Source organism: Martelella lutilitoris (genome assembly GCF_016598595.1).
Taxonomy (GTDB): Bacteria; Pseudomonadota; Alphaproteobacteria; order Rhizobiales; family Rhizobiaceae; genus Martelella; species Martelella lutilitoris_A.
Window position 1 is genome coordinate 3,702,058 of the sequence record NZ_CP066786.1, and the last position, 25,009, is coordinate 3,727,066.

The 25,009-nt window shown below is 62.8% G+C and carries 24 protein-coding genes; 15 read left to right on the forward strand and 9 right to left on the reverse strand.

Annotated elements, in window-relative coordinates; translation table 11 throughout:
- Positions 1-7 precede the first annotated feature (7 nt).
- Positions 8-934, reverse strand: coding sequence for a transketolase (locus JET14_RS17605; RefSeq protein ID WP_200335212.1), 927 nt, complete (start codon positions 932-934; stop codon positions 8-10).
- Between the two features lie 206 nt (positions 935-1,140).
- On the opposite strand from JET14_RS17605, the gene JET14_RS17610 reads away from it, so the two are divergent.
- Positions 1,141-2,127, forward strand: coding sequence for an alcohol dehydrogenase catalytic domain-containing protein (locus tag JET14_RS17610; protein ID WP_200335213.1), 987 nt, complete (start codon positions 1,141-1,143; stop codon positions 2,125-2,127).
- 7 nt (positions 2,128-2,134) lie between these two features.
- Positions 2,135-4,396 (forward strand): molybdopterin-dependent oxidoreductase, encoded by a 2,262-nt coding sequence (locus tag JET14_RS17615; RefSeq protein ID WP_200335214.1) that lies wholly within the window; start codon positions 2,135-2,137, stop codon positions 4,394-4,396.
- A 34-nt stretch (positions 4,397-4,430) separates the two neighbouring features.
- On the opposite strand, the gene JET14_RS17620 is transcribed toward JET14_RS17615, so the two are convergent.
- The 4 genes from JET14_RS17620 to JET14_RS17635 all read right to left on the reverse strand — a co-directional run bounded on the left by JET14_RS17620 (position 4,431) and on the right by JET14_RS17635 (position 8,963).
- Positions 4,431-5,405 carry an ABC transporter permease gene (locus JET14_RS17620; protein ID WP_200335216.1) on the reverse strand — a complete coding sequence of 325 codons (975 nt, stop codon included), beginning with the start codon at positions 5,403-5,405 and terminating at the stop codon, positions 4,431-4,433.
- Positions 5,405-6,382, reverse strand: coding sequence for an ABC transporter permease (locus JET14_RS17625; protein WP_200335218.1), 978 nt, complete (start codon positions 6,380-6,382; stop codon positions 5,405-5,407). Before JET14_RS17625 ends, JET14_RS17620 begins: the two co-directional genes overlap by 1 nt.
- Positions 6,375-7,895, reverse strand: a complete 1,521-nt coding sequence (locus JET14_RS17630; protein ID WP_200335220.1) for a sugar ABC transporter ATP-binding protein — start codon at positions 7,893-7,895, stop codon at positions 6,375-6,377. The genes JET14_RS17625 and JET14_RS17630 overlap by 8 nt, the downstream gene beginning before the upstream one ends.
- Before the next feature lie 90 nt (positions 7,896-7,985).
- Complete coding sequence (locus JET14_RS17635) at positions 7,986-8,963, reverse strand: sugar ABC transporter substrate-binding protein (protein ID WP_200335222.1); 978 nt, start codon at positions 8,961-8,963, stop codon at positions 7,986-7,988.
- Positions 8,964-9,073: 110 nt separating this feature from the next.
- Here JET14_RS17635 and JET14_RS17640 point away from each other — a divergent pair, with 110 nt between their 5' ends.
- Genes JET14_RS17640 through JET14_RS17655 form a run of 4 tightly spaced genes read left to right on the forward strand, consistent with a single transcriptional unit; the run spans position 9,074 to position 13,295 of the window.
- On the forward strand, positions 9,074-10,591 hold the full coding sequence (locus JET14_RS17640) for an FGGY-family carbohydrate kinase (protein WP_200335224.1): 1,518 nt from the start codon (positions 9,074-9,076) through the stop codon (positions 10,589-10,591).
- The gene (locus JET14_RS17645) at positions 10,588-11,646 is read left to right on the forward strand and encodes an alcohol dehydrogenase catalytic domain-containing protein (protein WP_200335226.1); all 1,059 of its coding nucleotides are present in this window, start codon (positions 10,588-10,590) and stop codon (positions 11,644-11,646) included. The genes JET14_RS17640 and JET14_RS17645 overlap by 4 nt, the downstream gene beginning before the upstream one ends.
- Positions 11,646-12,311, forward strand: a complete 666-nt coding sequence (locus tag JET14_RS17650; protein ID WP_200335228.1) for a class II aldolase/adducin family protein — start codon at positions 11,646-11,648, stop codon at positions 12,309-12,311. Before JET14_RS17645 ends, JET14_RS17650 begins: the two co-directional genes overlap by 1 nt.
- A 3-nt stretch (positions 12,312-12,314) precedes the next feature.
- Positions 12,315-13,295: a sugar-binding transcriptional regulator gene (locus tag JET14_RS17655; RefSeq protein WP_200335230.1), complete on the forward strand. Its 981-nt coding sequence runs from the start codon at positions 12,315-12,317 to the stop codon at positions 13,293-13,295.
- Positions 13,296-13,361: 66 nt separating this feature from the next.
- Here the strand turns inward: JET14_RS17655 and JET14_RS17660 are convergent, their stop codons facing one another.
- Positions 13,362-13,610 (reverse strand): hypothetical protein, encoded by a 249-nt coding sequence (locus JET14_RS17660; protein WP_200335232.1) that lies wholly within the window; start codon positions 13,608-13,610, stop codon positions 13,362-13,364.
- Between the two features lie 161 nt (positions 13,611-13,771).
- Positions 13,772-14,287, reverse strand: a complete 516-nt coding sequence (locus JET14_RS17665) for a winged helix-turn-helix domain-containing protein (RefSeq protein ID WP_200335234.1) — start codon at positions 14,285-14,287, stop codon at positions 13,772-13,774.
- Between the two features lie 238 nt (positions 14,288-14,525).
- On the opposite strand from JET14_RS17665, the gene JET14_RS17670 reads away from it, so the two are divergent.
- Genes JET14_RS17670 through JET14_RS17695 form a run of 6 tightly spaced genes read left to right on the forward strand, consistent with a single transcriptional unit; the run spans position 14,526 to position 20,211 of the window.
- Complete coding sequence (locus tag JET14_RS17670; protein WP_200335236.1) at positions 14,526-15,560, forward strand: LacI family DNA-binding transcriptional regulator; 1,035 nt, start codon at positions 14,526-14,528, stop codon at positions 15,558-15,560.
- 20 nt (positions 15,561-15,580) lie between these two features.
- On the forward strand, positions 15,581-16,534 hold the full coding sequence (locus JET14_RS17675) for an ABC transporter substrate-binding protein (RefSeq protein ID WP_200335238.1): 954 nt from the start codon (positions 15,581-15,583) through the stop codon (positions 16,532-16,534).
- Positions 16,531-17,340 (forward strand): ATP-binding cassette domain-containing protein, encoded by an 810-nt coding sequence (locus JET14_RS17680; protein ID WP_024706336.1) that lies wholly within the window; start codon positions 16,531-16,533, stop codon positions 17,338-17,340. The genes JET14_RS17675 and JET14_RS17680 overlap by 4 nt, the downstream gene beginning before the upstream one ends.
- Positions 17,337-18,344, forward strand: a complete 1,008-nt coding sequence (locus tag JET14_RS17685) for an ABC transporter permease (protein ID WP_200335240.1) — start codon at positions 17,337-17,339, stop codon at positions 18,342-18,344. Before JET14_RS17680 ends, JET14_RS17685 begins: the two co-directional genes overlap by 4 nt.
- Positions 18,344-19,444: a phosphotriesterase family protein gene (locus JET14_RS17690; protein ID WP_200335242.1), complete on the forward strand. Its 1,101-nt coding sequence runs from the start codon at positions 18,344-18,346 to the stop codon at positions 19,442-19,444. The genes JET14_RS17685 and JET14_RS17690 overlap by 1 nt, the downstream gene beginning before the upstream one ends.
- Complete coding sequence (locus JET14_RS17695; protein ID WP_024706333.1) at positions 19,441-20,211, forward strand: glutamine amidotransferase; 771 nt, start codon at positions 19,441-19,443, stop codon at positions 20,209-20,211. Before JET14_RS17690 ends, JET14_RS17695 begins: the two co-directional genes overlap by 4 nt.
- Before the next feature lie 44 nt (positions 20,212-20,255).
- Here the strand turns inward: JET14_RS17695 and JET14_RS17700 are convergent, their stop codons facing one another.
- Positions 20,256-21,155, reverse strand: coding sequence for a PfkB family carbohydrate kinase (locus JET14_RS17700; protein WP_200335243.1), 900 nt, complete (start codon positions 21,153-21,155; stop codon positions 20,256-20,258).
- Between the two features lie 23 nt (positions 21,156-21,178).
- Between JET14_RS17700 and JET14_RS17705 the strand changes: the two genes are divergently transcribed.
- Genes JET14_RS17705 through JET14_RS17715 form a run of 3 tightly spaced genes read left to right on the forward strand, consistent with a single transcriptional unit; the run spans position 21,179 to position 23,937 of the window.
- Positions 21,179-22,024, forward strand: a complete 846-nt coding sequence (locus JET14_RS17705) for a BtpA/SgcQ family protein (RefSeq protein ID WP_200335244.1) — start codon at positions 21,179-21,181, stop codon at positions 22,022-22,024.
- Between the two features lie 12 nt (positions 22,025-22,036).
- Positions 22,037-22,693 carry a TenA family protein gene (locus JET14_RS17710; protein ID WP_200335245.1) on the forward strand — a complete coding sequence of 219 codons (657 nt, stop codon included), beginning with the start codon at positions 22,037-22,039 and terminating at the stop codon, positions 22,691-22,693.
- Entirely contained in the window at positions 22,690-23,937 is a 1,248-nt protein-coding gene (locus tag JET14_RS17715; protein ID WP_200335246.1) for a Zn-dependent hydrolase, read from the forward strand. The genes JET14_RS17710 and JET14_RS17715 overlap by 4 nt, the downstream gene beginning before the upstream one ends.
- Positions 23,938-24,575: 638 nt before the next feature.
- Here the strand turns inward: JET14_RS17715 and JET14_RS17720 are convergent.
- Positions 24,576-24,950, reverse strand: coding sequence for a dihydroxyacetone kinase subunit DhaK (locus JET14_RS17720; protein WP_246750365.1), 375 nt, complete (start codon positions 24,948-24,950; stop codon positions 24,576-24,578).
- Positions 24,951-25,009 lie beyond the last annotated feature (59 nt).

Sequence of the window (25,009 nt, forward strand, 5' to 3'; positions counted from 1 at the left end):
CGTCTCCTCAGTGTGCGTAGTCGATCGGTTCGATGCCAAGGTCTTTGGCAATCGACACATTCATGCGCTGGCGCTCGTCTTCGGATTTGAACCGCACGTAATGCAGCCGCGGAAAACGCTCCTCCAGGATCGGCATGGCGTTGAACGGGTTTGTCCGCGCCAGGATGATCAGCGGCTTGCCCGCATGCGGCTCCTTTACCGCCTCGCGCATCGCATCGACATCATGCCCGTCGATCTCCACGCAGACGGCGCCGAAATCGTTGAATTTGGTGCGGATATCGCCGACATCCATGACCGAGCTCATCGCCCCGTCGCATTGCTGGTCGTTGACGTCCATGATCGCATAAAGATTGTCGATGCCGTGATAGGCCGCTGCCTGAACAGCCTCCCAGGTCTGCCCCTCCTGCACTTCGCCGTCGGACATGAACACCCACGTGCGCCCGCTATCGCCGCGCCGGCGTCGGCCATAGGCGAGCCCCGCCGCCGTTGAAAGCCCTATGCCGAGCGTGCCGTTATGCACCTCCATGCCCGGCGAATGCTCCGCGCCGATCATCTCGACGGAGGACCCATCCTTGTTGAACATGGCAAGCCCTTCGGGCGCCATGCGGCCGACCTCGATCAGCGTCGCGTAGGCGACAAGCGCGTAATGGGCGGGCGCGATGAACAGCCGGTCGAACTCCGGCGTTGCCGGGCCGTTATAGCCGGCACCCGTATGATAGTCGGGATTTTGCGGCGAAGGCACGCCTTCGAAGGGCTTCGGCACCATCGGCAGCGTCGGCGCGCCTAGATTGAGTTCCTCATTGTAAAGCCAGGCAAGCTGCTCGCCGGCCGAACAGGCCTGGCTGAGATAGCCGCCATTATTGCGGATCGAATGCTCGAAAACGCGGCGGCGAATGCCGAGAGCGACCTCTTCGGTGGACTTGGAATTTCTCACTGAGCTCCTCCTTCAAACTTTACAAAAGTCATTAATTCAGTCAAATGTAAAAATCAAGCGGTTTATGTCGGCGGGCTTTGCCACTACATTCGCCGCCGCGCGGCTTGGGAGAAGCCGCAAGAAAAAGGGAGGATGGAATGACGACAATGAAGGCCGTGCGGTGCCTCGGCTTTGGCCATCAGCATTGTTTGGAGACGGGAATTGCAGTGCCGAAGCCCAAGCCGGGAGAGGTTCTGGTCAGGGTCGATGCAAGCGGCATCTGCGCGGCAGACCGGGCGATGTGGGACGGTTCCGGTCCCTGGTCGCTGCCCTTCCCCTTCACGCCCGGCCATGAGTTTACGGGTACGGTGGTTGAGCTTGGCGAAGGCGCGGACGAGCGGCATGGCGTTAAGGTCGGCGACCGGGCCGTGGCCGAACTCAACATCACCTATGGCAATGATTTCTTCCGCCAGCGCGGCCTCTACCACCTCGCCGACTCGATGGATGTGATCGGCGCGACGCTTGACGGCGGCTGGGCGGAATACATGATCTATCCGGCCGACGCCATGATCCACAAGGTGCCGGAAAACCTCTCCAACGCGGCCGCCTGCTTTACCGAGCCGCTGGCAAACGCCATTCACGGCGTCGAGCGCGCCGATATCGGCTTTGAGGACGTGGTCGTCGTCTCGGGCGCCGGCCCGATCGGCATGGGCATGCTGCAGGCGGCCCGGCTGAAGACACCGCGCAAGCTCATTCTCGTCAATCCGGGCGCCGCCAAACGCAGGCTTGCCCTGACGCTTGGCGCCGACATGGCTTTCCACCCGGATGACCCCGAGTTGAAGACGGCATTGGCGGATTTGACGGATGGACGGGGAGCCGATGTCTTTCTCGAAGCCTCCGGCCAGACTCAGGCCTTCACGCTGGGCCTGGAACTCCTGCGCAAGGCCGGCCGGCTTGTCGTCTTCGGCGTCTACAAGAAACCGGTCGCCGTCGACCTCAATATTTTCGGGGAGTTCAAGGAGCTCGACATAAGAGGCGGGCATCTGGCCCCTTTCACCTATCGCACGGCGCTGGACTTGATGAGCCGGGGTCTTGTAGATGGAGACGCCTGCGTGACGCACCGCTATCCGCTGGACCGTTTCGAGGAAGCGCTTGAGCGACGACCGGAACCCGACGAGGTGCAGATCAAGATCATTCTCGACCCGCAAATGTGAGGTTCACATGCCCTATACGGCCGCCCATTGGGGAAGCTACCGCATCGACCGCGAAACCGGCACGCTTTTGCCTGTCGAGGGCGATCCTCAGCCCTCGCGGATCGGCAAGGGCTGGGCCAGCGCCTCACGCGACCGCGACAGCCGGGTCATGAAACCCGCCATCCGCAAGGGCTGGCTTGAAGGGGATGGCGGAGCGGGGCGCTCGGGCGACCGCTATGTCGAAGTCAGCTGGGACGAGGCGCTCCGTCATTGCGCGGGCGAGCTGACACGGGTGCGCGAAACGTATGGCAATGGCGCGATTTTCGGCGGCTCCTATGGCTGGTCGAGCGCCGGACGCTTTCACCATGCCCAAAGCCAGATGCGTCGTTTTCTCAATCTTGCCGGCGGCTTTGTCGGCGCGCGCGAAACCTATTCGCACGCGGCTGCCGAAGTGCTTTTTCCGCACATTATGGGGCTCTCCAACCGGGCCTTTCAGGATGAGGTGACGGCCATGCCTTCCGTCAGCGGGGCCTGCGAGATCATGCTCGCCTTTGGCGGCATTTCGCCCAGAACCGCGCAGGTCGCCTCCTCCGGCACGTCCCGCCACGAGGTTGCGCCCTGGCTTAAAAACCTTGCCAACGGAAAGACGCGGCTGATCTCGGTCTCGCCGCGGCGCGGCGACCTTGAAAAGGCCGAATGGTGGGCAATCCGCCCGGGTACCGATACTGCGCTCATTCTGGCGCTCTGCCAGGAGATCATCGCCACCGGACGGGCGAATGAGGATTTTCTCAAGCGCTGCACCAGCGGCTATGACACATTCCGCGACTATCTCGCCGGCAAGACGGACGGTACGGCGAAGTCGGCCGAATGGGCTGCGGATATCTGCGATATTCCGGCCGATACGATCCGCGAGACCGCGCTGGAGCTCACCGAAAAACGCAGCCTGATCTCGATGACATGGTCGATGCAGCGCGGCGACCACGGTGAACAGCCGATCTGGGCCGGGCTGGCGCTTGCCGCGATCATCGGCCAGATCGGCCTGCCGGGCGGGGGCTATGCCTTTGGTTATGGCTGCACCACGCCGGTCGGCCGCCCGACGCGGCTGATCCCCTGGCCGTCCCTGCCGCAGGGCATCAATCCGGTCAGCGACTTTATCCCCGTCGCCCGCATTGCCGACATGCTGCTCAATCCGGGATCGGAGTATCCCTATAATGGCGGGACACGGAGCTATCCGGATATCCGCCTCGTCTGGTGGACCGGCGGCAATCCGTTTCACCATCACCAGGACCTTTACCGGCTGGAAAAAGCCTGGCAGCGCCCCGAAACCGTGATCGTCAACGAGCACAGCTGGACGGCAACCGCGCGCCGCGCCGATATCGTGCTGCCGGCCACGACGCCGCTGGAGCGCGACGACATCATGATGAACCGGCGCGATCCCGCGCTTATTTACATGTCAGCGCTCGATGAACCGATGGGCGAGGCACTGGACGACCACGACATCTTCGCCCGCCTTGCCGAACGGATGGGTTTTGGCGAGGCCTTCACCAAGGGAAAGAGCTCTGCCGAATGGCTGGAGCACCTCTGGGAGCGTGCCGGGAAGGTGGCCGAGGCCCATGGCTTTGCGTTGCCGGATTTCGAGACGTTCAAGGCGGAAGGCCGGTTTGATATTCCGGACGAGGAAGAGGTGCGGATCGCCCTGTCCGCCTTTGCCGCCGATCCGGAAGGTTCTCCGCTTGCCACCGAAAGCGGCCGGATCACGCTTTTCAACGAGAAGATTGCCGCCATGGGGCTTGCCGACTGCCCCGGCCACCCGACATGGATGCCGCCGGTCGAATGGCTCGGCGCGGCGGAAGACGGCATGCTGCAGTTGATCTCCGGCCAGCCGGACACGCGGCTGCACTCGCAGAATGATCGCGGCTCGGAAAGCCTTTCCGACAAGGTGCACGGCCGCGAGGCCGCCTATCTGCATCCCGAAACGGCGCGCGCCAACGGACTGGCCGAAGGCGATATCATCTGCCTCTCCAACCAACGCGGCGCCTGCCTTGCAGGGCTTCGCTTCGATGACGGGCTGAGGCCCGACTGCGTCTTTCTGCCGACAGGGGCCTGGTACGATCCGCAGATCGTCGACGGCGTTCTGCTCGAGGTCCATGGCAACCCCAATGCGCTCACCATCGACAAGGGTTGCTCGGGCCTGTCGCAGGGCAATATCGCCCATACCTGCCTTGTGCGGGTGGAAAAATGGGACCGCCCCCTGCCCGCGCTTTCCATCGACCGTCCGCCGATCGCTTGAGGCTAAGCCCCGCCTGAGCGGGGCCGCCGCGGCCTCAGCTCTTGCGCATGTTGCGCTGGGCGACGGCAAGCGCGAGCGCTGCAACGAGAATGATGCCGGACAGCGCGTCCTTGGTGTTGAAGTTCAGCCCCATCAGGTTCAACCCGTTGGTGACCACGCCGAGGAACAGCACGCCCGCCACCGTGCCCGGAATATTGGGCCGACCGCGCGGGTGAAGCGCCGCGCCGATGAAGACGGCGGCAATGGCATCGAGCAGATAGGCAAAGCCCGACAGCGGCGTGAACATGCGGATATTGGCCGCCGCAATCAGCCCGCCGAACGCGCAGGTGGCCGATGCCATGACAAAGCATAGGAACAGGATCCGGTTGACCTTGATGCCGGCAACGACGGCCGCCGAACGCTGCATGCCCATGGCATGAATGCGCCGGCCCCAGACGGAGCGCTCCAGCACGAAGAAATAGATTGCCGCGAGCACGAGCGCGATGATCACCTCGGAAGGGACGCCGAAGACATCGCCGAGCGCGAGGCTTCGGAACTCATCCGGCATCTGACGATAGGAGATCGGCCCGCCGCCATTGGTGAAGATGCGTTGCACGGAAGAGCCGATGAAGAAGGTGCCGAGCGTCGCCAGAAACGGAGAGATGCGCAGACCGACCACCAGCGCCGCGTTCAACAGCCCGACCAGCGCGCCGCCGGCAATGCCGATACAGGCCGCGCCGAACCAGTGAATGCCGAAGCTCTTCATGGCCACAATCGCGAAGGCGGCGCCGAAATCGAGCGCGATGCCCACGGACAGATCGATGCCGCCGGTCGCCACGATCAGCGTCATGCCGAGCGCGATGATCATCAAGATCGCCGAGCCCTCGATGATGTTCATCAGGTTCTGGCCCTGGACGAAAACCGGGTTCCAGGCGGCGAAGAACACGACGAAAAGCGCAAAGACGATGAGGAACCCGAACCGGACGACAATATCGCGCCAGAGCGGCGTGCCTGCGGTTTCACTTGCCATTACTGCACCCTTTGCGAAATTGCCGACAGCGCCACGACCACAAGGATCAGCGCGCCCTTGACGAGGTCGGTCCAGAAGACGTTGACGCCGATGGTCTTCAGCCCGATCGAAATGGCTGCGACCAGAACGGCGCCGAGCACCGCGCCCCACATGGTCACCACCCGGCGGGGCGAAAAGGCAGCCCCCAGGAAGTTGGCCAGTACCATTTCCAGCATGAGATTGTTTTCCACGCCCGGCGAATAGCCATTGCCGCGCGCCAGCACGAAGAAGCCCGTCAGGAAGCCCATGAAGGCCGCGAGCAGATAGGACTGGGCAACCAGCCGGTCGACCTTGAGCCCTGAAATCTCCGCCGCGTCGCGGCTGCCGCCGGCGGCCTGAAGGTTGAGCCCCCAGCGGGTGCGGTGCAGGAGATGGTAGGCGACGAGAACGACGAGTGCGACGATCACGATGCCGAGCGGAATGCCGAAGACAAAGTCCTCGCGCAAGAGGCCGATATGACCGTCGGTCAGGTTGATGCGTCGCCGCGACGTCACCATGTTGTTGATGCCGACCAGCGCCACGAACATGGCAAGCGTGGTCAGGAGCGGCGTCATCCTGAGACGCGTGATCAAGACGGCGTTGACCGCGCCGGCGGCAAGCGCTGCGGCAAGGGCGGCAAGCGATGCAACGAAAAGCGACAGGCCCGAAGCCAGCAGGACTGCCGTGATGCCGGCGCAAAGCACGGCAGTCGCCGGGATCGAAAGATCGATGCCGCCGGAAACCACGTCATCGCCGCCGGCCATGACCACCGCCGAAAGGCCGGTCACCAACAGGACGACCGGCAGGCTCTGCATCAACACCAGCTTCAGATTGAACAGCGTCATGAAATTGGGCGCATTGAGCCCGACATAGGTCAGAAGCGCCAGAAAGATGATCAGCGGCAGAAAGCCGACAAGCTCCGCCATCAGCCGGTGGCGGGCGATGGACCTGCTAAGCATGGGCAGCCTCCCGTTTTTCGTCCGCGCCCGTGGTTGCGGCAACAAGGCGGTCGACCTGCAGCGCCTCGCGATCGATCGTGCGGCTGACCGCGCCGCGCATCATCACCGCAACGCGGTCGCAGACGCCGACCAGTTCCACCGGATCGGACGAGGAAATGAGAACCACCGCGCCGGCCTCGGCGAGCCGTTCGATCAACTGGTAGATTTCCGCCTTCGCGCCGACATCGACGCCGACAGTCGGCTCGTCGAAGATGAAGACCCGCGCATCCTTGGCGAGCCAGCGGGCGAGAACCACCTTCTGCTGGTTGCCGCCGCTCAAGAAACGGGTGACGGCGGCGGGATTGGCCGGGCGGATATCGAGTTCGCCGATCAGTTCCTCGGTCTTCGCCCGCGCCTTCTTCCTGTCGACAAGACCGAAGGCGGCATTTTCGTCGAGCGTCGACAGTGTCGCGTTTTCCTCAACCGTCATCGACAGCACCAGCCCGTCATGGCGACGGTCGCGCGGCACCAGCACGAAGCCCTGCTCGACCGCCCGCGCCGCCGTTTTCAACTGTATCGGCTTGCCGTCAAGCGAGACTGTGCCGGCCTCCGCGCGGCGAAGCCCGTAAAGCGTGTCGACCAGTTCCTCGCGGCCCGAGCCGATCAGACCGGCTATGCCGAAGATCTCGCCGCGACGGACGGAAAGGTCGATGCCCTCGAAGGCGTGGCCGTCGCCGAGACCTTCGATACGAAGCGCGATTTCGCCAGGGGTGCGGCGATTGGCCGGGAAGAAGGCGGAGAGCTCCCGCCCGATCATGGCGGAGACCAACTCCGGCGCGATATCGTCCGTCACCGTCTCGAACAGGCCGACATCGCGCCCCTGTCGGAAGACCGTCACCCGGTCGCAGATTTCGGTGATCTCGTTCAGATAGTGCGAAACGTAAAGGATAGCGATTCCCCGGCTCTTCAGCCTGGCAATTGCATGCATCACCTTCAGCACCTCCTCGCTCGCAAGAGGAGCGGTCGGCTCGTCAAACACCACGACTTTCGCATGACCGTCGATCAGCGCGCGGGCGACCTGCACGAGCTTGCGCTCTGCCGGGCCGATATCGCGGATCAACCGGTTTCCGGGCAGTTCGATGCCCAGCGTATCGCGCAGGAAGGTTTCGGCCTTGCGCCGCATGGCGCCCCGTGCGAGGCCGAACGGACCGGCAATCTCCTGCCCCATGAACACGGATTCCGTCACCGTGAAATGGGGAACCAGATGCAGTTCCTGATGGATGAAGCGGACGCCGGCGACATGCACATTGTCCGGGGTCGCCGGATCGAGCACGTTTCCGCCGATCTCGATTGTGCCGCCCTCGGGCTGGTAGATGCCCGCCAGGACCTTGATGATCGTCGATTTTCCCGCGCCGTTCTCGCCGACAAGGCCGTGAACCTCACCGGGCCGGACTTCAAGACTGGCGCCGTCGAGCGCCTTGACGCCGGGAAAAACCTTGACGATGTCCTTCAGCCGAAACGCAGTAACGGACATTTCGCCTCGCATATGATTGTTCTTTGCGCTGCCTTTTCAGGGGGCGACCGCCACGCCTTTGCGGGCGGCCGCGCTGATCAGGAAAGCAGTCTAGTTCAGGCTGCCGTAACCCAGGTCCTCATAGGCCTGGCGGGCCTCTTCCGGACCGTTTACCGGCATGACATCCACATAGGTCTGCGGCAGAAGTTCCTCGCCGGCGAAGTAGCGCGCGACGTTTTCAGCCGAGGTCGCCCCGATCAGATAGGGCTGCTGGGCCACATTGGCGACGAAGGGGCTGCCCTCTTCCGCCATGATTTCCAGCGTCTCCGGACCGCCGTCCAGTGCCGTGACCTTGATCTCGGTGCGGCCGGTTTCCTCCAGCGCCTGTACGATGCCGATCGCGGGCTGGTCCCAGCAGCCGACATGGATCGCGTCGATCGTGCCTTCCGGATACTGGCTCAGGAGATCGAGCGTCTGGCGGCGGGCATCCTCCGGCGCATTGGCGAATTCCTCGGCCAGTTCCGGCTGGATGATCTCGATTTCCGGATAGTCCTGCAGCACATATTTCCAAAGCCCCGTGCGAATGCCGCAGATGCGCAGCGATTCCTCGAAGGCGTTGAAGACGGCGACCTTGCCCTTGCCGCCGATCGCATCCGCCATGTAGCGGCCGATGGTCGTGCCCATCGTGTAATTGTCGGACGTCGTGTTATTGGTCGAATAGGGCGAGGGATGATCGACGGTGAAGACGGGAATGCCGGCACTCTTCAGCGCCTCGAACTTCGGCTCGACGGCACCGTCGCCGAGGATCGAGATCACGGCATCGACGCCGCGGTTCAAGAGCACATCATGGTTGTCGGCGTGGACCTGGTTGTCGCGGCCGCCGTCGACGGGAACGACCGTGCCGCCAAGTTCCTCGACCGTGGTGGTGGCGCCGTTGAAGGCTTCGCGGTCCCAGAAGTGCTGGGTGCCGACGACGGCGACGCCGATGGTCTTGCCTTCAAGCGACAGACCGTCTTCCTGGGCCGTAGCCGGAATGGCGTACAGTCCTGCAGCAGCGGCCATAAGAGCCGCAGCGACGATTTTCTTCATGTTCTCCTCCCTTGGAACTCCGTGACACCGCAGTGTCCATGGAACAAAAACAATTGGCTTTACAAAAGTCAAGAAATATTTCAATTGTAGAAATCTATGGAGGAGCATGCGTGACTGAACTGAGAATAGGACTGGATGTCGGCACGACCGCAATCAAGGCCGCCGCCTACACGCCGGAGGGCGAATGCGTGGCCGATGCTGCCCGCGTCAACAAGGTGTCGCGCCCCGCGCCGGGCCATGCCGAACAGGATATGGAAACGATCTGGACGCTGACGACGGAGTGCCTCAGCGAATTGTCGGAGAAATGCGAAGGCGCCTCCTTTGCCGCGCTCGGGGTCTGCGCCCAGGGTGACGGGCTCTGGCTGATGGACGAAGCCGGCAAGCCGTGCGGCAACGCCATGCTGTGGAACGATACCCGCGCCTCCGCCGATCTTGAGACCCTGACGCAAAGAGGCGCGGCGGGCGCCGTCGGTCTCGGCTGCCACACCGACCTGTGGCCCGGCACCTCGGCCATGCTGTGGCGCTGGCTGCGCCGAAACCGTCCGGAAGCTGCCGCGTGCGCCCGGGCAGCCTTCACTTGCGCCGACTGGATCGGCTACCGGCTCACCGGTGAAATCGCGACCGACTTCTCCAATGCCTCCATCCCCCTTATCGATTTCGAGACCCGCAGCTACGGCCCGCGCCAGATCGATCTGCTTGAATGCAATGATCTCGGCAGCATTCTTGCGCGCCCCAGGCACGCTTCGGAGCAACTCGGCAGACTGTCCGCCGAAGCCGGACGAAGGACCGGCCTTCCGGAAGGGCTCCCGGTTTCGGTGGGAACACTCGATCTTGCCGCGATGATTGTCGGCATGGGTCTCGACCGGCCGGGCCAGACAATGATGATCCTGGGCACGACGGCCGTCGTGAACATTCTCACCGATCACGTGACCCCGACCGAAAAGCCGGTCGGCGCATCGGCGCTGCATCCGACGAGCGAGGCGATCATCCGCATTCTCGCGCCATCAACCGGTGCAGCCGCCTTCGACTGGTTCACCGCCCTTCACCCCAAAAGCCTAGGCGGCGAATCAACTGACGAGATTGCCGGCAAGCTCAACGCCCTCGTCGAGGATGTTCCCCCCGGCGCCAATGGCGTGACCTTTCTGCCCTATCTGAACGGCGAACGCGCGCCCTTCGTCTCGCCCGACATCCGCGCCCAGTTCCACGGCCTCAAGGCCGACACGACCAAGGCCGAGATGGGCCGCGCCGTCATGGAAGGCACGGCGATGAGCCTTCGCCATTGTTTCGAGGCGGAAGACGGCCTGCCCCCGGCGCCGGTGCAGCTGACCGGCGGCGGATCGAGAAACCCGGTCTGGTGCCAGATCATCGCCGATGTGATCGGCCAGGATATCGAGGTTTCGCCGGCCTCCGACCAGGGCCTGTGGGGCGCTGCCTGCCTGGGCGCCGCAGCCGCCGGCCTCGGCGACGCGATTGCCCTTTCGAAGCGCGAGGAGACGCCCACCGTCTATCGCGCCCGGCCCAAAATCCACGAACAATATTGCGCGGTCTACCGCCGCTACGCGCTGATCTCGTCAGCCATGCGCACCCTGCAGACCGCCCTCAACAGCCTGAAGGAGGAGAACCCATGAACGCAATGATGCGAGCGGCCGTCTACCACGCCCTCGACGACATCCGGCTGGAAGACAGGCCCGTTCCCGTAATCGGCCCCGGCGAGGTTCTCCTGAAGACGCTGGCCTGCGGCCTCTGCGGCGGCGAGACCATGGCATGGTACAAGAAGGCACAGCCCAAGGTGCTCGGCCACGAGCCCGTCGGCGAAGTGGTGAAGGTCGGCGAAGGCGTCACCGACTACAAGCCCGGCGACCGTCTGTTCGTCAATCATCATGTCGGCCGGGTCAATTCCCACTGGTCGCTGCGCGGTCATTTCACCCGCGATCCGTTCTACTCCTCGATGAAGCTCGATCCGGGCGGGGTCTGCGAATATTACCGGGTCACGGCCCAGCATCTGGCCATGGACGCCCACAAGCTTCCCGACAGCATTTCCAACGAGGCGGCGACGACGATCGAGCCCTGGTCCTGCGTGCTGTCGGGCCTGAAGGTCTGCAACATCCAGCCGGGCGACACTGTGGCGGTCGTCGGGGCGGGGTTCATGGGCCAGGGCTTTGTCCACATGGCGCCGCTTTTCGGCGCGGGCAAGGTCGTCTCGCTCGATTTTTCCGAGTGGCGGCTGGAAAAGGCGCGGTTCTTCGGCGCGACCCATACGATCAACCCGAAGACGGCCGATGCGGTTGCCGAAATGCGAGCGCTCAACAATGGCCGGCTCGCCGATACCGTGATCGTCATTGCCCCCTTCCCCTCCGCCTGGGATCAGGCGATGGCGCTGGTCGAACCCGGCGGTTGCCTGCATCTCGGCGCGCCGCTGCCGCCCGGAACCGACTGGGTGCAGGACGGCCACAAGGCCTATTTCGACCAGATCACCGTCACCTCGCGCTATTCCTCAGACCACCGCGACACCTACAGCTATATCCGCCTTCTGGAGGCCGGACGGATCAGGGCGGATGACGCGATCTCGCACCGCTTCGGCATTGAAGACAGCGCCGAGGCCTTTCGCATGCTGGTAGAGGCGGAAAAATCACTGAAGATCGTCGTCTATCCCCACGGTATTCCCGGCAAGGAGGCTGCATAATGCTGGAAGAGCTCAAGCAGATCGTCTGCGAACAGAACCACGAACTGCCGGCAGCCGGCCTGGTGGTGGGCTCGGGCGGCAATGTGTCGGCGCGCGATCCGGAAACCGGGCTCGTCGTCATCAAGCCGTCGGGCGTCAAGTTCGCCAAACTGACGCCGGAGACTATGGTCGTGGTTGATCTCGACGGCAACATCGTCGACGGCGTGATGAAGCCGTCGGTCGACACCGGGGTCCACCTCTACATCTACCGTCATCGCGACGATGTGTTCGGCATCGCCCACACCCATTCGCCTTACGCAACGAGCTTCGCCGCGCGCGGCGAACGCATCCCTGCCGTGCTCACGCCGATCACCCACATGATCGGCCGGGACGTGCCCTGCTCGCGCTATGCGACGCCGGGCGAGGTTGATACCGGCCGTGCTGTGGTTGAAGCGGCGGACGGCGGCTGGGCGGCGCTCGTCAAGGCGCATGGCGTGTTCACCATGGGAACCTCTGCAAAAGAGGCCACGTCGATTGCCATGTATCTGGAGGAGGCGGCGAAAACCACGCATTTCGCCCTGCTGCGCGGAGACGTTGAAGAATTGTCTGCCGAAGAGCAGGCCCGCTGCTATAACTGGTTCCGAAAGAACTACGGGCAATCGGGAAACAAGGACGTCAGCAGCTAGCTCATGAAACACGCGCAGCGTCACACTTCGGCCGGCGGCGAAAAGGATGCGCTCCTTTCCAATGTCGCCCTTCTCTATTACGGCGAGGGCCTGACGCAGGGCGAGATCGCCCGGCGTTTCAAGATCTCGCGGGCGACCGTCGTCAACATGCTGCGCGAATGCCGCGAAAAGGGCATCGTCGAAATCCAGGTCGACGGCGCGCTCCTCGCCGCCTCGACGCTGTCGCGTGACCTCTGCGCCCGCTACGGCCTTGAGGATGTCTATGTGGCAAGCGGCGAAGCCGCGCCGTCTGCCGGCGGCAGGGCCGAGAACCTGCCTCTGGTCGCCCGCGTCGCGGCGATGGCGGTGCTCGATGTCGCAGAAGCCGGCGACAGGATCGGCGTCGCCTGGGGCGAGACGATCGCGGCGATGGCGAAGGCCATGCCGCGCGCCCCGATGAGCGATATAGAAGTGTGCCAGCTGATCGGCTCCAAGGACTCAGACCGCGTTCCGGCCTCCGAGATATGCGCCATCGAGGTTGCCAACAAGCTGGACGCAAGCTGCTTCACGCTGCATGCGCCGGGAATCGTCTCGACCATGGCGCTGGCCGAGGCCTTTCGCAGCGAACCCACGATCAGGACGCAGCTGGCACGCCTCGCCGACCTCGACCTCACGATCGCCTCTGTGGGCAATGTCGCCGACGACACGCACCTCGTCACCGCCGGCATGGCGACGCCAGCGGCGCTGCGGGCGGCGCGGAAAGCCGGCAGCGTCGGCATCTACTGCTGCCGCTACATCGACGCCAAGGGCAACGACATGCCGCTTGAGCCCCAGGACCGCATCATCGCCGCAAGCATCGACAACCTCAAAGCCGCGCGCAAGCGGCTCCTCGTCGTCTGCGGCGCGGACCGCCTGCAGGCGACCCGCGCGGCGATCGAAGGCGGCCTCGTGACCCACCTCGTCGCCGACCAGACGCTCGCAAGCGCGCTTCTTGCGATGGAGTGAAGCCGGACGCCCCTGCACGCCGACGAGAGGCGCTGGAGGCTTCGATGCCTCCTTCTCCCATCGCACTCAATCTCGAACCATCACAAATCGGATGTCGTCCTTGGTGCTGCCGTAGACGCGGTCGCGGTAGGAATCGATCGGCAGGTCGAACGAACCGATATTGGGCGTCGCGATGCCCGACAGGATGATCGTGCGGCCCTTGCGTTCCCAGCCATTGATGCGACTGACGCCGTTGATGCTGCCGAGGCCCTCGACAAGGTTGCAGGCAAATGTGCTGACGCGGCCCGTGCTGGCGGATCCATGGCGGCAGGTCATCGGGCAGCCCGCCGCTTTGCGGCGGCAGAGCGAGATGCGACCAGATGGCCTGCATGATGTCCTCTATCCCGACCGCATTGCTGCCTGCGCGATGATCGAGCCGTTTCATGCCGATAAACTGGCCGGCATGCCTTAGAAGCAGCGCGGCGTGTAGAACCTCGTCATGACGATGAAAAACCACCTCGATGCTGAAATGCCGTGTTGCGACCCTGTCTGACTCCGCAACAATCACCGTCCTCTCGGAACCGAGGGCCGCCTGAAACGCCTGATGGAGCTCGGCGAGATAGCGCCCCCGCCTCCGCACCGCCGCGCTTCAGGCCGCGGACGGGTCCGATAATCAGAAACGCGTCCGGATCCTCTGCATTCACCGACGCGTGCGGCGCAATCCAGACATAACCTTCGCCATACTGCGTTCGAATGAAGCGGGGCGTGCGCGGCGCGTCCTGAAGCTTGCGCCGGAGTTGGTTTATCAGGAAATTGACATGACGGTCGCTGATGGTCTCGCTTTGCCCGCCGAGGGCGGAGAGCAGATCATTGCGGCTGAACAGGCGCCCGCTATTGGCCGTAAAATGTTGCAACAGGGTTCTTTCCTGCCGTGTGAATGTCAGCCGCGCACCGTCCCCGTCCCGGTCAGCCGTCAGAAAATCCGCTGAAAATTCAATATCGAGATACCGCATGCGCCGACCCTATGGTCTGGCTGGCACATGGTAAAGCACGCTTCGCGCGAGGCGCCGGAACTCTTGTCGTCGGCCGTGTTTCATTCCGCTTCGCACCGCCCTGATTTTGATTTCGCGGTCTCCGGAAAAAAACCAGATTGACAAAACAGCGTAGTCGCGCTTTTCTTGTAAAGCGGTTTAGTAAATCGCTTTACAATCTTAATGAGAAGGTCTCGAAGATCTTCCGAGGGTGAACGAAATGGCAAAGGCACCGGGCCTTAAAGATGTGGCGATGGCCGCGGGCGTTTCCGTGGCGACGATTTCGCGTCTCCTGAACGGCTCGCTGGTGCTGCCGGATGAGACTCGCAGCCGCATCGAGACCGCCATCCGCGACCTTGGCTATGTGCCAAATCCCCACGCAAGGCGCTTGAGTCGCGGTCGGTCCGACATGATCGGCCTGGTCATCCCGGACATTTCCAACCCGTTCTTTGCCATGCTCGTGGCCGCGATAGAGGAAGAAGCAGACAAGCTCGGCCTCGCCGTGTCTCTCAATGCAACGCTCAACCGGCCGGGCCGCGAGATGAAATATCTCGGCCTCATCGAACACCACCATGTCGATGGGCTGATCTTCGTGACCAACCATCCGGATGACGGCGAGCTTGCTGATCTGATCAACCGCACGGGCAAGGTCGTCATCGTCGATGAGGACGTGCCGGGTGCCATCGTTCCCAAGCTATTCTGCGACAATCACCAGGGTGGCTATCTTGCGGGAAAACATTTGGCCGAATTCGGCCACAAAAAGGTCGTCTTCGTTGGCGGCCCGGAGGAGATGATCTCTACCGCTCGCCGTCATGCGGGACTGGAGCAAGGACTCCGCGAGCGTTTCGGCGAGGAGGCGGAGATCCGCCGCTATTGCGGTGAATACACGGTTGCGGCCGGTCGCCATGCGGCGCGGCGCTTTCTCGACGAGAAGCTTCCGGCCTCCGCCATCTTTGCCAGTTCCGACGAAATCGCCATCGGCATGATCGAGGTGCTTTATTCCGAGGGCGTAAGCATTCCCGACCGCGTGTCTGTCGTCGGCTTCGATGACGTTGGTCCGCTTCACCTGTTTGCACCGCCTTTGACGGCGGTGCGCCAGCCGGTGCGCGCCATTGGCGCGCGTGCGCTCTCCCTTCTTCTTCAGACCGATTGGCAGCAGTCCGAAACCCTTGAGCGGGAAGAACTGCTGCCTGTTGAAATCGTCGTGCGGAGTTCCGTCGCGCCGCCGGCGATCGAGAAAACGCGACGCACATAAACCAACCAGAGGATGAACACATGACTTCGAGAATTTCGCGGAGAACACTCCTTTCGACGGCTCTTGCCGCCGGTGTCATCGCCAGCGCGCTGTCAACTGCCGCCGAAGCAGCCGACAAGACATTTGCGCTTGTACAGATCAACCAGCAGGCCCTGTTCTTCAACGACATCAATCGCGGAGCCGAGGAAAAGGCGAAGGAACTTGGCGTCGAGCTGCAGATCTACAACGCCAACAACGACCCGGCGATGCAGAACAATGCCGTCGAAACCTATATCCAGGAAGGCGTTGACGGGCTGGCGGTCGTCGCGATCGACGTCAACGGCATCATGCCTGCCGTCGAACAGGCCGATGAGGCCGGCATTCCGGTCGTGGCCATCGACGCGATCCTTCCCGATGGGCCGCAGAAGGCCCAGATCGGCGTCGACAACGCAAAGGCCGGCGCGGACATCGGCGCCTATTTCCTCGAATACGTCCAGGCGGACATGGGCGGCAAGGCCAAGGTCGGCATCGTCGGCGCCTTGAACTCCTACATTCAGAACGTTCGTCAGGAAGGGTTCCAGGACGCAATCGATGGCGTAGACGGCATTGAAATCGTCGGCGTCGTTGATGGTCAGAACGTTCAGGATACCGCGCTGTCGGCGGCCGAGAACCTGATCACCGCCAATCCCGACCTCACCGCGATCTATGCCACCGGCGAACCCGCCCTGATGGGTGCGATTGCGGCTGTCGAAAGCCAGGGCAAACAGAACGACATCAAGATCTTCGGCTGGGACCTTACGGCACAGGCGATCAACGCCATCGATGATGGCTTCCTGGTTGCCGTTATCCAGCAGGATCCGTCGCTGATGGGTGCGGCCGCCGTGGAGGCGCTCAACGATATCGCCAACGGCGATGATGTCGAGGCTTCGATATCGGTTCCCGTCACCATCGTCGACGAAACCAATGTAGAACCTTACCGCGCTATCTTTCAATGATGTCTGATCTCCGGCACGCTGGCGCTGCAGGCGGCGGAGGGGATACCCCCCTCCGCTCGCCGGACGGCCCATCAAAAGAACCCACCATTTCCCTGCGCGGCATCACCAAGACTTTCGGCTCCCACCAGGCGCTGCGCGGGGTCGATCTCGACCTTTACCCCGGCGAATGCCTTGGCCTCGTCGGCGACAACGCCGCGGGCAAATCGACCCTCACCAAGATCATTTCGGGCACTTATATTCCGGACGGCGGCACCATCAGGGTTGCCGGTGAAACGGTTGCTCTGACCGGTCCCGCCGATGCCCGAAACCGCAACATCGAGATGGTGTTCCAGGATTTAAGCCTTTGCGACCATATCGATGTCGTCGGCAACCTGTTCCTCGGACGCGAAATCTCCAACGGGCTGTTTCTTGACCGAAAGACAATGACGGCCGAGGCGGAGCGGATGCTCGAGGCGCTGGAAATCCGAATCCCCCGCCTTTCCGCGAAGGTGGAGAAGCTCTCCGGCGGTCAACGTCAGGCGATCGCGATCGCGCGCGCGGCCTCGTTCCAGCCGAAAGTCCTGATCATGGACGAGCCGACGTCGGCGCTGGCCGTGGCCGAGGTGGAAGCCGTGCTTCACCTCATCAACCGCGTCAAGGCCAAGGGCGTCTCCGTTGTTCTGATCACCCACCGTTTGCAGGACCTCTTCCGCGTCTGCGATCGCATTGCCGTCATGTATGAAGGCACCAAGGTAGCCGAACGCATGATCGGCGACACAAGCCTTGAAGACCTCGTCCAACTCATCGTCGGGGGACAAAAACATTGAGCGCCTACACCGAACGCGCCAAGGGCTCGCCGCTTCTCGATTTTCTCGGCGAGAACGCCCAGGTGCTCTCCATCGCCTTCTTCTTTGCCGTCTGCGTCGTGTTCTTCTCCTTGAGCACCGACACCTTCCTGACGGCAGGAAACCTGCTGAATGTCATAAGGCAGGCCGCTCCCATCCTGATTGTCGCCATCGCCATGACATTCGTGATCATTACCGGCGGCATCGATCTCTCGGTCGGCTCGGTGATCGCCGTCATCAACGCCGTGGTCGCGATGATCATCGCGGCGGGCATGCCGTGGCCGCTCGCCATCGTGGCAATGCTGGCGCTCGGGGCGCTGATCGGCCTGTTCCAGGGCTGGTTCGTTTCCTATCAGGGCATTCCCGCCTTCATCGTCACATTGGCCGGGCTTTCGATCTTCCGCGGCCTCGCGCTTTATCTCACCAAAGGCTACTCGATCCCGATCCGCGATGTGGGCGGCTTCCTGTTTCTCGGCCGTGGCGAGCTATTCGGCATTCCCTTTCCGGCTATCATCGCGGTTATCGTGGCCATCATCGGCTACATCGTCATCGCGAAGACCCGTTATGGCCGTCAGGTCGTCGCCATCGGCTCCAATCTGGAAGCGGCCCGTCGCGTCGGCATGCCTGCGAAATTCGTGCTGATGTCGGTCTACGTGCTTTCTGGTCTTGCCTGCGGCCTTGCCGGCCTGCTGATGGCGGCTCGCCTCGGCTCCGGTTCATCCAATGCGGCCGTCGGGTTCGAACTCCAGGCGATCGCCGCCGTCGTTCTCGGCGGAACGTCGCTCATGGGCGGGCGCGGCACGATCCTCGGCACGGTGCTCGGCACGATGACCATCGCCGTCATCGGCAATGGCCTGATCCTGATGCATATCTCGCCCTTCTTCACCCAGATTGTGACCGGCGCGATCATTCTGCTGGCGATCTGGCTCAATACCCGGATATTCGGCGCGAACTTCCGCTTCGGCCGGAGCAAGGGAAGCAAGTAATGTCTGCAACCGAGCTATCCGAGGCCCATACGGGCTCCGGCAAGGTCATGACCGTCAACGGCCCCGTGAACGCTTCGGCGCTGGGCGTGACGCTGATGCACGAGCATGTGCTGAACGACTGCACATGCTGGTGGAACCCGCCGAAAACACCGGAACGCCAGCACCTGGCGGACAGCTTCATCTGCATGGAGATCCTGAGCGAGCTGCGGCAGGATCCCTTCGTCAACAGGCACAACATCACGCTTGATGACGAGAAGCTTGCGATCACGGAGCTGAAATCGTTCTTCGATGCAGGCGGGCGCACGCTCGTAGAGCCGACCTGTCAGGGCATCGGGCGCAATCCGGAAGCCATGCAGCGGGTTGCGGATGCGACCGGGCTCAATATCGTGATCGGCGCCGGCTACTATCTGCAGGATTCCCACCCCGAAAAGCTCGAGGGCATGTCAGCCGAGGCGATCGCCGACGAGATCGTTGTTGAGGCGGTCGAGGGCGTTGACGGCACGGATGTCCGGATCGGCCTGATCGGTGAGATCGGCGTTTCCGGCGACTTTACCGAAGCCGAGCGCAAGTCGCTTCGCGGCGCTGCCCAGGCGCAGGCGCGCACCGGCCTGCCGCTGATGGTGCACCTGCCGGGGTGGTTCCGCCTCGGCCACGAGGTGCTGGATATAGCGGCGGCCGAAGGCGCGGACCTCAAGCACACCGTGCTCTGCCACATGAACCCGTCGCATGACGATTTCCCCTATCAGAGCGAGCTTGCCGCGCGCGGCGCTTTTCTGGAGTACGATATGATCGGCATGGACTTCTTCTATGCCGACCAGCAGGTCCAGTGCCCGAGCGACGAGGAATGTGCCCGCGCCATCGTCAAGCTTGTCGATGCCGGCCATGAAGGCCGCATCCTCCTCTCCCACGACGTGTTCCTGAAAATGATGCTGACGCATTACGGCGGGAATGGTTATGCCTTCATCCTCAAACACTTCCTTCCCCGATTGGCACGCCACGGCCTTGACCACGACGTCCTTACACGACTGATGAAGGACAATCCGCGCGCCGTGTTCGATGCCGACTTTGCATCACAACGAAACAAGACGGAATTGAAATGACAAAGAAAGTACTTCTGGTCGGCGAAAGCTGGGTCACCTCCGAAACGCACTACAAGGGGTTCGACCAGTTCGGCAGCGTCCATTACCATCTCGGCGCAACGCCGCTCGTCGATGCGCTGAAGGGCAGCGCATTCGAACTGACCTATATGCCCGCCCACGAGGCCGCGGACCATTTTCCCTTCGAAATGGAAGGGCTCGACGCCTATGACATCATCATCCTGTCGGACATCGGTGCGAATACGCTGCTTCTGCCGCCGGCCGTCTGGCAGCAGTCAAAGACCGTTCCCAATCGGCTGAAACTGATCAAGGCCTGGGTCGAAAAGGGCGGCGGACTGCTGATGTGCGGCGGCTATTTCTCCTTCCAAGGCATCGATGGCAAGGCCCGCTGGCGGCGGACCGCCGTCGAGGACGTGTTGCCGGTCACCTGCCTGCCTTGGGACGACCGCGTCGAAATCCCGGAAGGCACGACGCCCGATATTCTGATGGCGGATCATCCTATGCTTGCCGGCATTTCCGGTGAATGGCCGGTCATGCTGGGTGTGAACGAGGTCGAGCTGCGTGAGCGGGACGATATCGAAATCGTCGCCCGCCTGCCGGAAGACCAGGGCGGACATCCGCTGCTGGTAACGGGCAAGGCCGGCAAGGGACGAAGTGCGGTCTGGACCTCGGATATCGGTCCGCACTGGCTGTCGCCCGCCTTCTGCGAATGGGAAGGCTACGGCATTCTTTGGAAGAACATCCTCGGCTGGCTGGCCGAAAAGGGATGACGCGACCGGGACGGACTTGCCTTCCCAACCGCCGGCTCCTCCCCTCAGCCGGCGAAAATTTCGGCAAGTTCGTCCCGACTGGGAAAGGCGCGGCGGGTTCCACGCCGGGCCACGGTCAGCGCAGAAGCGGCGGCTGCGTGGGAGATGGCGCGTTCATCCAGCGCGCCGCCCCTGAGCGCCGAGGAAGCCAACGCCGCCCCCATGAAGGTGTCACCCGCGCCGGTGGTATCAATGGCTTTCGTCTTGACGGCGGGGACATGAATGGCGGCGCCCCCGGCCGTGCTCAGTATGGCGCCGTCGGTGCCGGATGTCAGGACAGCCTGGCGGATACCCCTGGCGTGGAGCGCTTCGGCGGCGTCTCGTCCTGTCCTTCCGGTCAGGCTCAAGCTTTCGCTCTCGTTCAGAAAGGCAATGTCAATGAAGGGCCATAGGCATTCGAAATACGGTCTGAGCGGAGACGGATTGAAGGCCACCACCATGCCGCGCTCGCCGCCGGACCTGAGCAGCGCCTCGGTCGTCTTCGCGCCGAGATTGCCCTGCATCACGAGAAAGTCGCCTGGCGCCGCTTCGCCCAGGACGTCGAGGGCCGCCTCAAGCGGCAGGGCTTCGGCAGCCTCTGTGGTGGTCACGATGGAATTCTCCCCGTCCGGCGTGGTGAGCACCATCGAGAAGTCGGTCGAAACGCCGCCGAGGCAGACAAGCCGGGCGTCCACCGGCTCTTCGGCGAGCTGCTCGCGAATGGTTGCGGAGCGAAAATCCTCACCCGTGGCCGAAACCAGCGTTGTTGCAAGGCCGCCGCGCGCCATTACGACGGCCTGGTTCGTGCCCTTGCCGCCGAGATCGCGGCTTGCGATCCGCCCCAGAATGGAGACGCCGGGCTCGGGCAGTCCATCGACTGAAATGGTTTCATCAATGGCGGCATTGCCGATCACAAACGCACGCATTTCTTAGCTTCCTGGAGACAATTATGCAGAAAATATCAAGTGGGACTTCAAGCGCCATACGGGAAATATTCAAGGCTGACAAGGCTCTGCTTGGCATGGTCCATTGCCCGCCCTTTCCCGGCTCGCCGCGCTACAGGGGCCAATCGATCGATGGCATCTATGATGCCTGCATGCGCGATGCGGACGCTCTGATCGGCGGCGGGCTCGATGGTCTCGTCATCGAAAACCACGGTGACATCCCGTTTTCCAAACCCGAGGATATCGGCCACGAGACGGCGGCCTTCATGTCGGTCGTGACCGACCGGATCAAGCAGGCGACCGGCGTTCCGTTGGGCATCAATGTGCTTGCCAATGCGCCTATCCCGGCCCTGGCAATCGCGCTTGCGGGCAGTGCCAGCTTCATCCGCGTCAACCAGTGGGCCAATGCCTACGTCGCCAATGAAGGCTTCATGGAAGGACGCGCGGGCGAGGCGCTGCGTTACCGTTCGCTGCTGCGCGCCGAACACATCAAGGTGTTCGCCGACAGCCACGTCAAGCACGGCGCCCATGCCATTACCGCCGACAGAACCATCCCCGAACAGACCCGAGATCTTGCCTTTTTCGATGCCGACGTCGTGATCGCGACCGGACAGCGCACCGGCAATGCGGCGACCATAGAGGAGATCGACGAGGTACGCTCGGCAACCGATCTGCCGCTGATGGTCGGTTCGGGCGTCAGCAAGGACAATGTCGTTGAGATTCTCGCCCGCACCAATGGCGTCATCGTGGCTTCCTCTCTGAAGGAAAGCGGCGTCTGGTGGAACCCGGTTGACCCGGAACGGGTGAAGGCATTCATGGATGCTGCGCGTCCAGCGCTGGGCCGTGATTGAGGAAGACGGGACATGGAAAAGCTCTCCGATTTCGTGCTGCGGGAGAACAGGACCGTCTTCGACGAGATGGTCGCCCACCGTTTTGTCGAGGACATCAAGGCCGATGCCCTTCCGAACGCCGTGTTCGAGCGCTATCTCGTTTTCGAAGGCGCTTTCGTCGAGACCGCGATCTCGATTTTCGCCTATGCCACGGCCAAGGCAGAGACCATGACTGACCGGCGGTGGCTGATCGGTGTGCTGGACGCACTTGCCAACCACCAGATCGCCTATTTCGAGCGGACTTTCGCGGCACGCGGGATCACACCGGCGGCATTTGATCTGAACAATCCGGCGGTGGCGCGGTTCCGCGAGGGAATGCTCGCAATCGCCCGTGATGGCGGCTTCATCGACACCATTGTCGCCATGTTCGCGGCCGAATGGATGTACTGGACGTGGTCGAAACAGGCTGAGCGGCAAAAGATGTCCGATCCTCTTCTGGCAGAATGGATCAGTCTCCACACCGATGAAACCTTTGCGGCACAAGCCACATGGCTGCGGGACCGACTGGATGCGGCTGGAGAAACGCTGGGTGAACGCGAGCGCGTTCATCTGAGCGGCGTCTTCGGCAAGGCGATGCGGCTGGAAATCGATTTCCACAGTGCTGCCTATGCGGAGGGTTTCGCCCGATGAGCCGAAAACCCGAAATCAACAGCGACCGCTTTCTGGCCCGCATCGACGACTTCGCGGCCGTCGGTGCGACGCCGGGCGGAGGCGTCAATCGTCAGGCGCTGACGACGGGCGACCGCGAAGCCCGTGCTTTGCTCACGGCATTGGCCAGGGCGCGCGGCTTCTCTGTCTTTCAGGACGACATCGCCAATCTTTTCATCCGCATGGAGGGAAAGGACAGCGCTCTTCCGCCGCTCCTGATCGGGTCGCATCTCGACAGTCAGCCGGCTGGCGGCCGTTTTGACGGCGCGCTCGGAACGCTGACGGCCTTTGAAGTGCTGGAAAGTCTCGCCGATGCGGCGTTCGAACCGGCCCGCGCGGTCGAGGTAGTGGCTTGGACGAACGAAGAAGGCTGCCGTTTTTCGCCCGGCTGCATGGGATCGCGCGCTTTCGTCGAGGGAAAAATCCCGGCCGCATGGCAGGAACTGCAGGCCGTCGATGATGCTAGCCGCTTCGATGACGAGCGCCTTGCCACTATTGAGGCGCTTGCGCCCGACGTCGGCCACCGCGCGCTTGGATTTCCGGTCGGCGCCTATCTTGAGCTTCATATCGAGCAGGGCCCATCGCTCGAAAGCGAGAAGATTCCCATCGGCATTGTCACCGGCGTGCAGGGTACGCGCTGGCTGGAGGCAACGTTTGAAGGCCAGACGGCGCATGCCGGCACCACCGCACTCGAATACCGTCGCGATCCTCTGAAGGCACTTTCGGCGGGGCTTGCAGCGCTTTATGCAACCGTGATGCCGGAAAACGCCGGCGCCCGCTTCACGGTCGGCCGGATTACGGTGACGCCCGGCAGCATCAATGCCATTCCCGCGCAGGCGTCCTGCACGATCGACCTTCGTCATCCCGAAGCCACGGTTCTCGACCGGCTGGAAGCAGATGTCCGGGAACGACTGGCGAAGGCCGCGGAAACGGAGGGCGTCTCCGCCTCCATCCGCAAAACCGCGGATATGGCGCCGGTGACATTTGCGGAAGACGTGGTTGCAGCATTGCAGGTCGCGGCGCAAAAGGCCGGTTTTAGGACCCTTTCGATGGTCTCGGGGGCCTTTCACGACGCGCTGTTCATGGCGGGCCATGCCCCCTCGGCGATGATTTTCGTCCCCTGCCGTGATGGCCTGAGCCATAACGAAGCCGAATTCGTCAAGACCGAAGACAGCATCGCGGGCGCCCGCATGTTCCTGGCGTCGGTGCTCGAAATGCTCCGCTAGAGCATCCTTTGTGCCTCCATTCGGACGCACAAAGGATGCTCCAACCTATTGAATCTACGCATCGTGCTTTCCGAAAATCGATTCCGGTTTTCGGGCCGATGCGCTAGATCCGTTTCACGGAAACGTGGACCGGCGCCAAACGCTGCTGCGCCTTTCCTCATCGGCATCTGAAGCAGGCACGTCCGGGAAATGGCGGAGCGCGATCTCCCATTCCTTCCGTTTTTCCGTCACGACGAAGGACGAACGAACCGTATTCCCGACGACGGTTCCATATTGGGAATTGCAGCGGCGCACTAGGGGCATTGCCAAGGTCCAATGCAATCGGCATTCAGGTAAAACCGGGGGCGTCCGCGCCGAGGCGTCGGCATGATCTTGCCGGGAATATATGCTGGTGTTCCTGATCATTCCAGAGCACGGCAAGGGCCGCTCTGCGTGTCGGATCGGAGATGGCGACCAGTAGCTCTTGCATGAGCCGATATTTATGCGCTTCTGCGCATATGCGCGCTGACTCATGTCAACGGAAAGGGCCGCGCCTGAAACAACGGAAGAAAACACGCTTACGCCCGAGCGGCCGAGCGGCCGAGCGGCCGAGCGGCCGAGCGGCCGAGGCGAGGCGGCCTTCGGAAGGCGACCCCTTGTCAAGCGGACACCCCATAGGGTCTGTAAACCTCTCCTCGTTTGAAGATTATCGAACGCACCGTGCACGAGGCCTTGACGGCGAGCCGCGTGACCTCGTCGAGGTCGTCCATCCGCTCCGCCGCCGCGCCCGCGATCTTGAAGGCATAGATCATGCCTGCTACGCCGTGTCGCTTCTCGGCCACCGCATGGGCGGTGGTACGGAGGTCGCCGAACTTGAGCGTCTCGACGGCCATGTCAAAATTCATGACGTCGCCGCCGTAATTCCCGTAGAGGCAGAGAACCCCCGCCCCTGCATCGACTTCACGGATCACGTTGGCCATCTGCTCGGCGGAGGGGCTGGCAAAGACGTTGCCAATCGCACAACCGTCGAGCAACCCGTTCCCCAAGTAGCCGGTGAAGACCGGCAGATGTCCCGATCCCCGCCGGTTACGAT

What these genes read in the sequence shown, in the direction of transcription:
- JET14_RS17615 (WP_200335214.1), top strand. Translation starts at nt 2,135, where the DNA reads ATGCCCTATACGGCCGCCCATTGGGGAAGCTACCGCATCGACCGCGAA.
- JET14_RS17620 (WP_200335216.1), bottom strand. Translation starts at nt 5,405, where the DNA reads ATGGCAAGTGAAACCGCAGGCACGCCGCTCTGGCGCGATATTGTCGTC.
- JET14_RS17625 (WP_200335218.1), bottom strand. Translation starts at nt 6,382, where the DNA reads ATGCTTAGCAGGTCCATCGCCCGCCACCGGCTGATGGCGGAGCTTGTC.
- JET14_RS17630 (WP_200335220.1), bottom strand. Translation starts at nt 7,895, where the DNA reads ATGTCCGTTACTGCGTTTCGGCTGAAGGACATCGTCAAGGTTTTTCCC.
- JET14_RS17635 (WP_200335222.1), bottom strand. Translation starts at nt 8,963, where the DNA reads ATGAAGAAAATCGTCGCTGCGGCTCTTATGGCCGCTGCTGCAGGACTG.
- JET14_RS17645 (WP_200335226.1), top strand. Translation starts at nt 10,588, where the DNA reads ATGAACGCAATGATGCGAGCGGCCGTCTACCACGCCCTCGACGACATC.
- JET14_RS17650 (WP_200335228.1), top strand. Translation starts at nt 11,646, where the DNA reads ATGCTGGAAGAGCTCAAGCAGATCGTCTGCGAACAGAACCACGAACTG.
- JET14_RS17655 (WP_200335230.1), top strand. Translation starts at nt 12,315, where the DNA reads ATGAAACACGCGCAGCGTCACACTTCGGCCGGCGGCGAAAAGGATGCG.
- JET14_RS17660 (WP_200335232.1), bottom strand. Translation starts at nt 13,610, where the DNA reads ATGACCTGCCGCCATGGATCCGCCAGCACGGGCCGCGTCAGCACATTT.
- JET14_RS17665 (WP_200335234.1), bottom strand. Translation starts at nt 14,287, where the DNA reads ATGCGGTATCTCGATATTGAATTTTCAGCGGATTTTCTGACGGCTGAC.
- JET14_RS17670 (WP_200335236.1), top strand. Translation starts at nt 14,526, where the DNA reads ATGGCAAAGGCACCGGGCCTTAAAGATGTGGCGATGGCCGCGGGCGTT.
- JET14_RS17675 (WP_200335238.1), top strand. Translation starts at nt 15,581, where the DNA reads ATGACTTCGAGAATTTCGCGGAGAACACTCCTTTCGACGGCTCTTGCC.
- JET14_RS17680 (WP_024706336.1), top strand. Translation starts at nt 16,531, where the DNA reads ATGATGTCTGATCTCCGGCACGCTGGCGCTGCAGGCGGCGGAGGGGAT.
- JET14_RS17690 (WP_200335242.1), top strand. Translation starts at nt 18,344, where the DNA reads ATGTCTGCAACCGAGCTATCCGAGGCCCATACGGGCTCCGGCAAGGTC.
- JET14_RS17695 (WP_024706333.1), top strand. Translation starts at nt 19,441, where the DNA reads ATGACAAAGAAAGTACTTCTGGTCGGCGAAAGCTGGGTCACCTCCGAA.
- JET14_RS17700 (WP_200335243.1), bottom strand. Translation starts at nt 21,155, where the DNA reads ATGCGTGCGTTTGTGATCGGCAATGCCGCCATTGATGAAACCATTTCA.
- JET14_RS17705 (WP_200335244.1), top strand. Translation starts at nt 21,179, where the DNA reads ATGCAGAAAATATCAAGTGGGACTTCAAGCGCCATACGGGAAATATTC.
- JET14_RS17710 (WP_200335245.1), top strand. Translation starts at nt 22,037, where the DNA reads ATGGAAAAGCTCTCCGATTTCGTGCTGCGGGAGAACAGGACCGTCTTC.
- JET14_RS17715 (WP_200335246.1), top strand. Translation starts at nt 22,690, where the DNA reads ATGAGCCGAAAACCCGAAATCAACAGCGACCGCTTTCTGGCCCGCATC.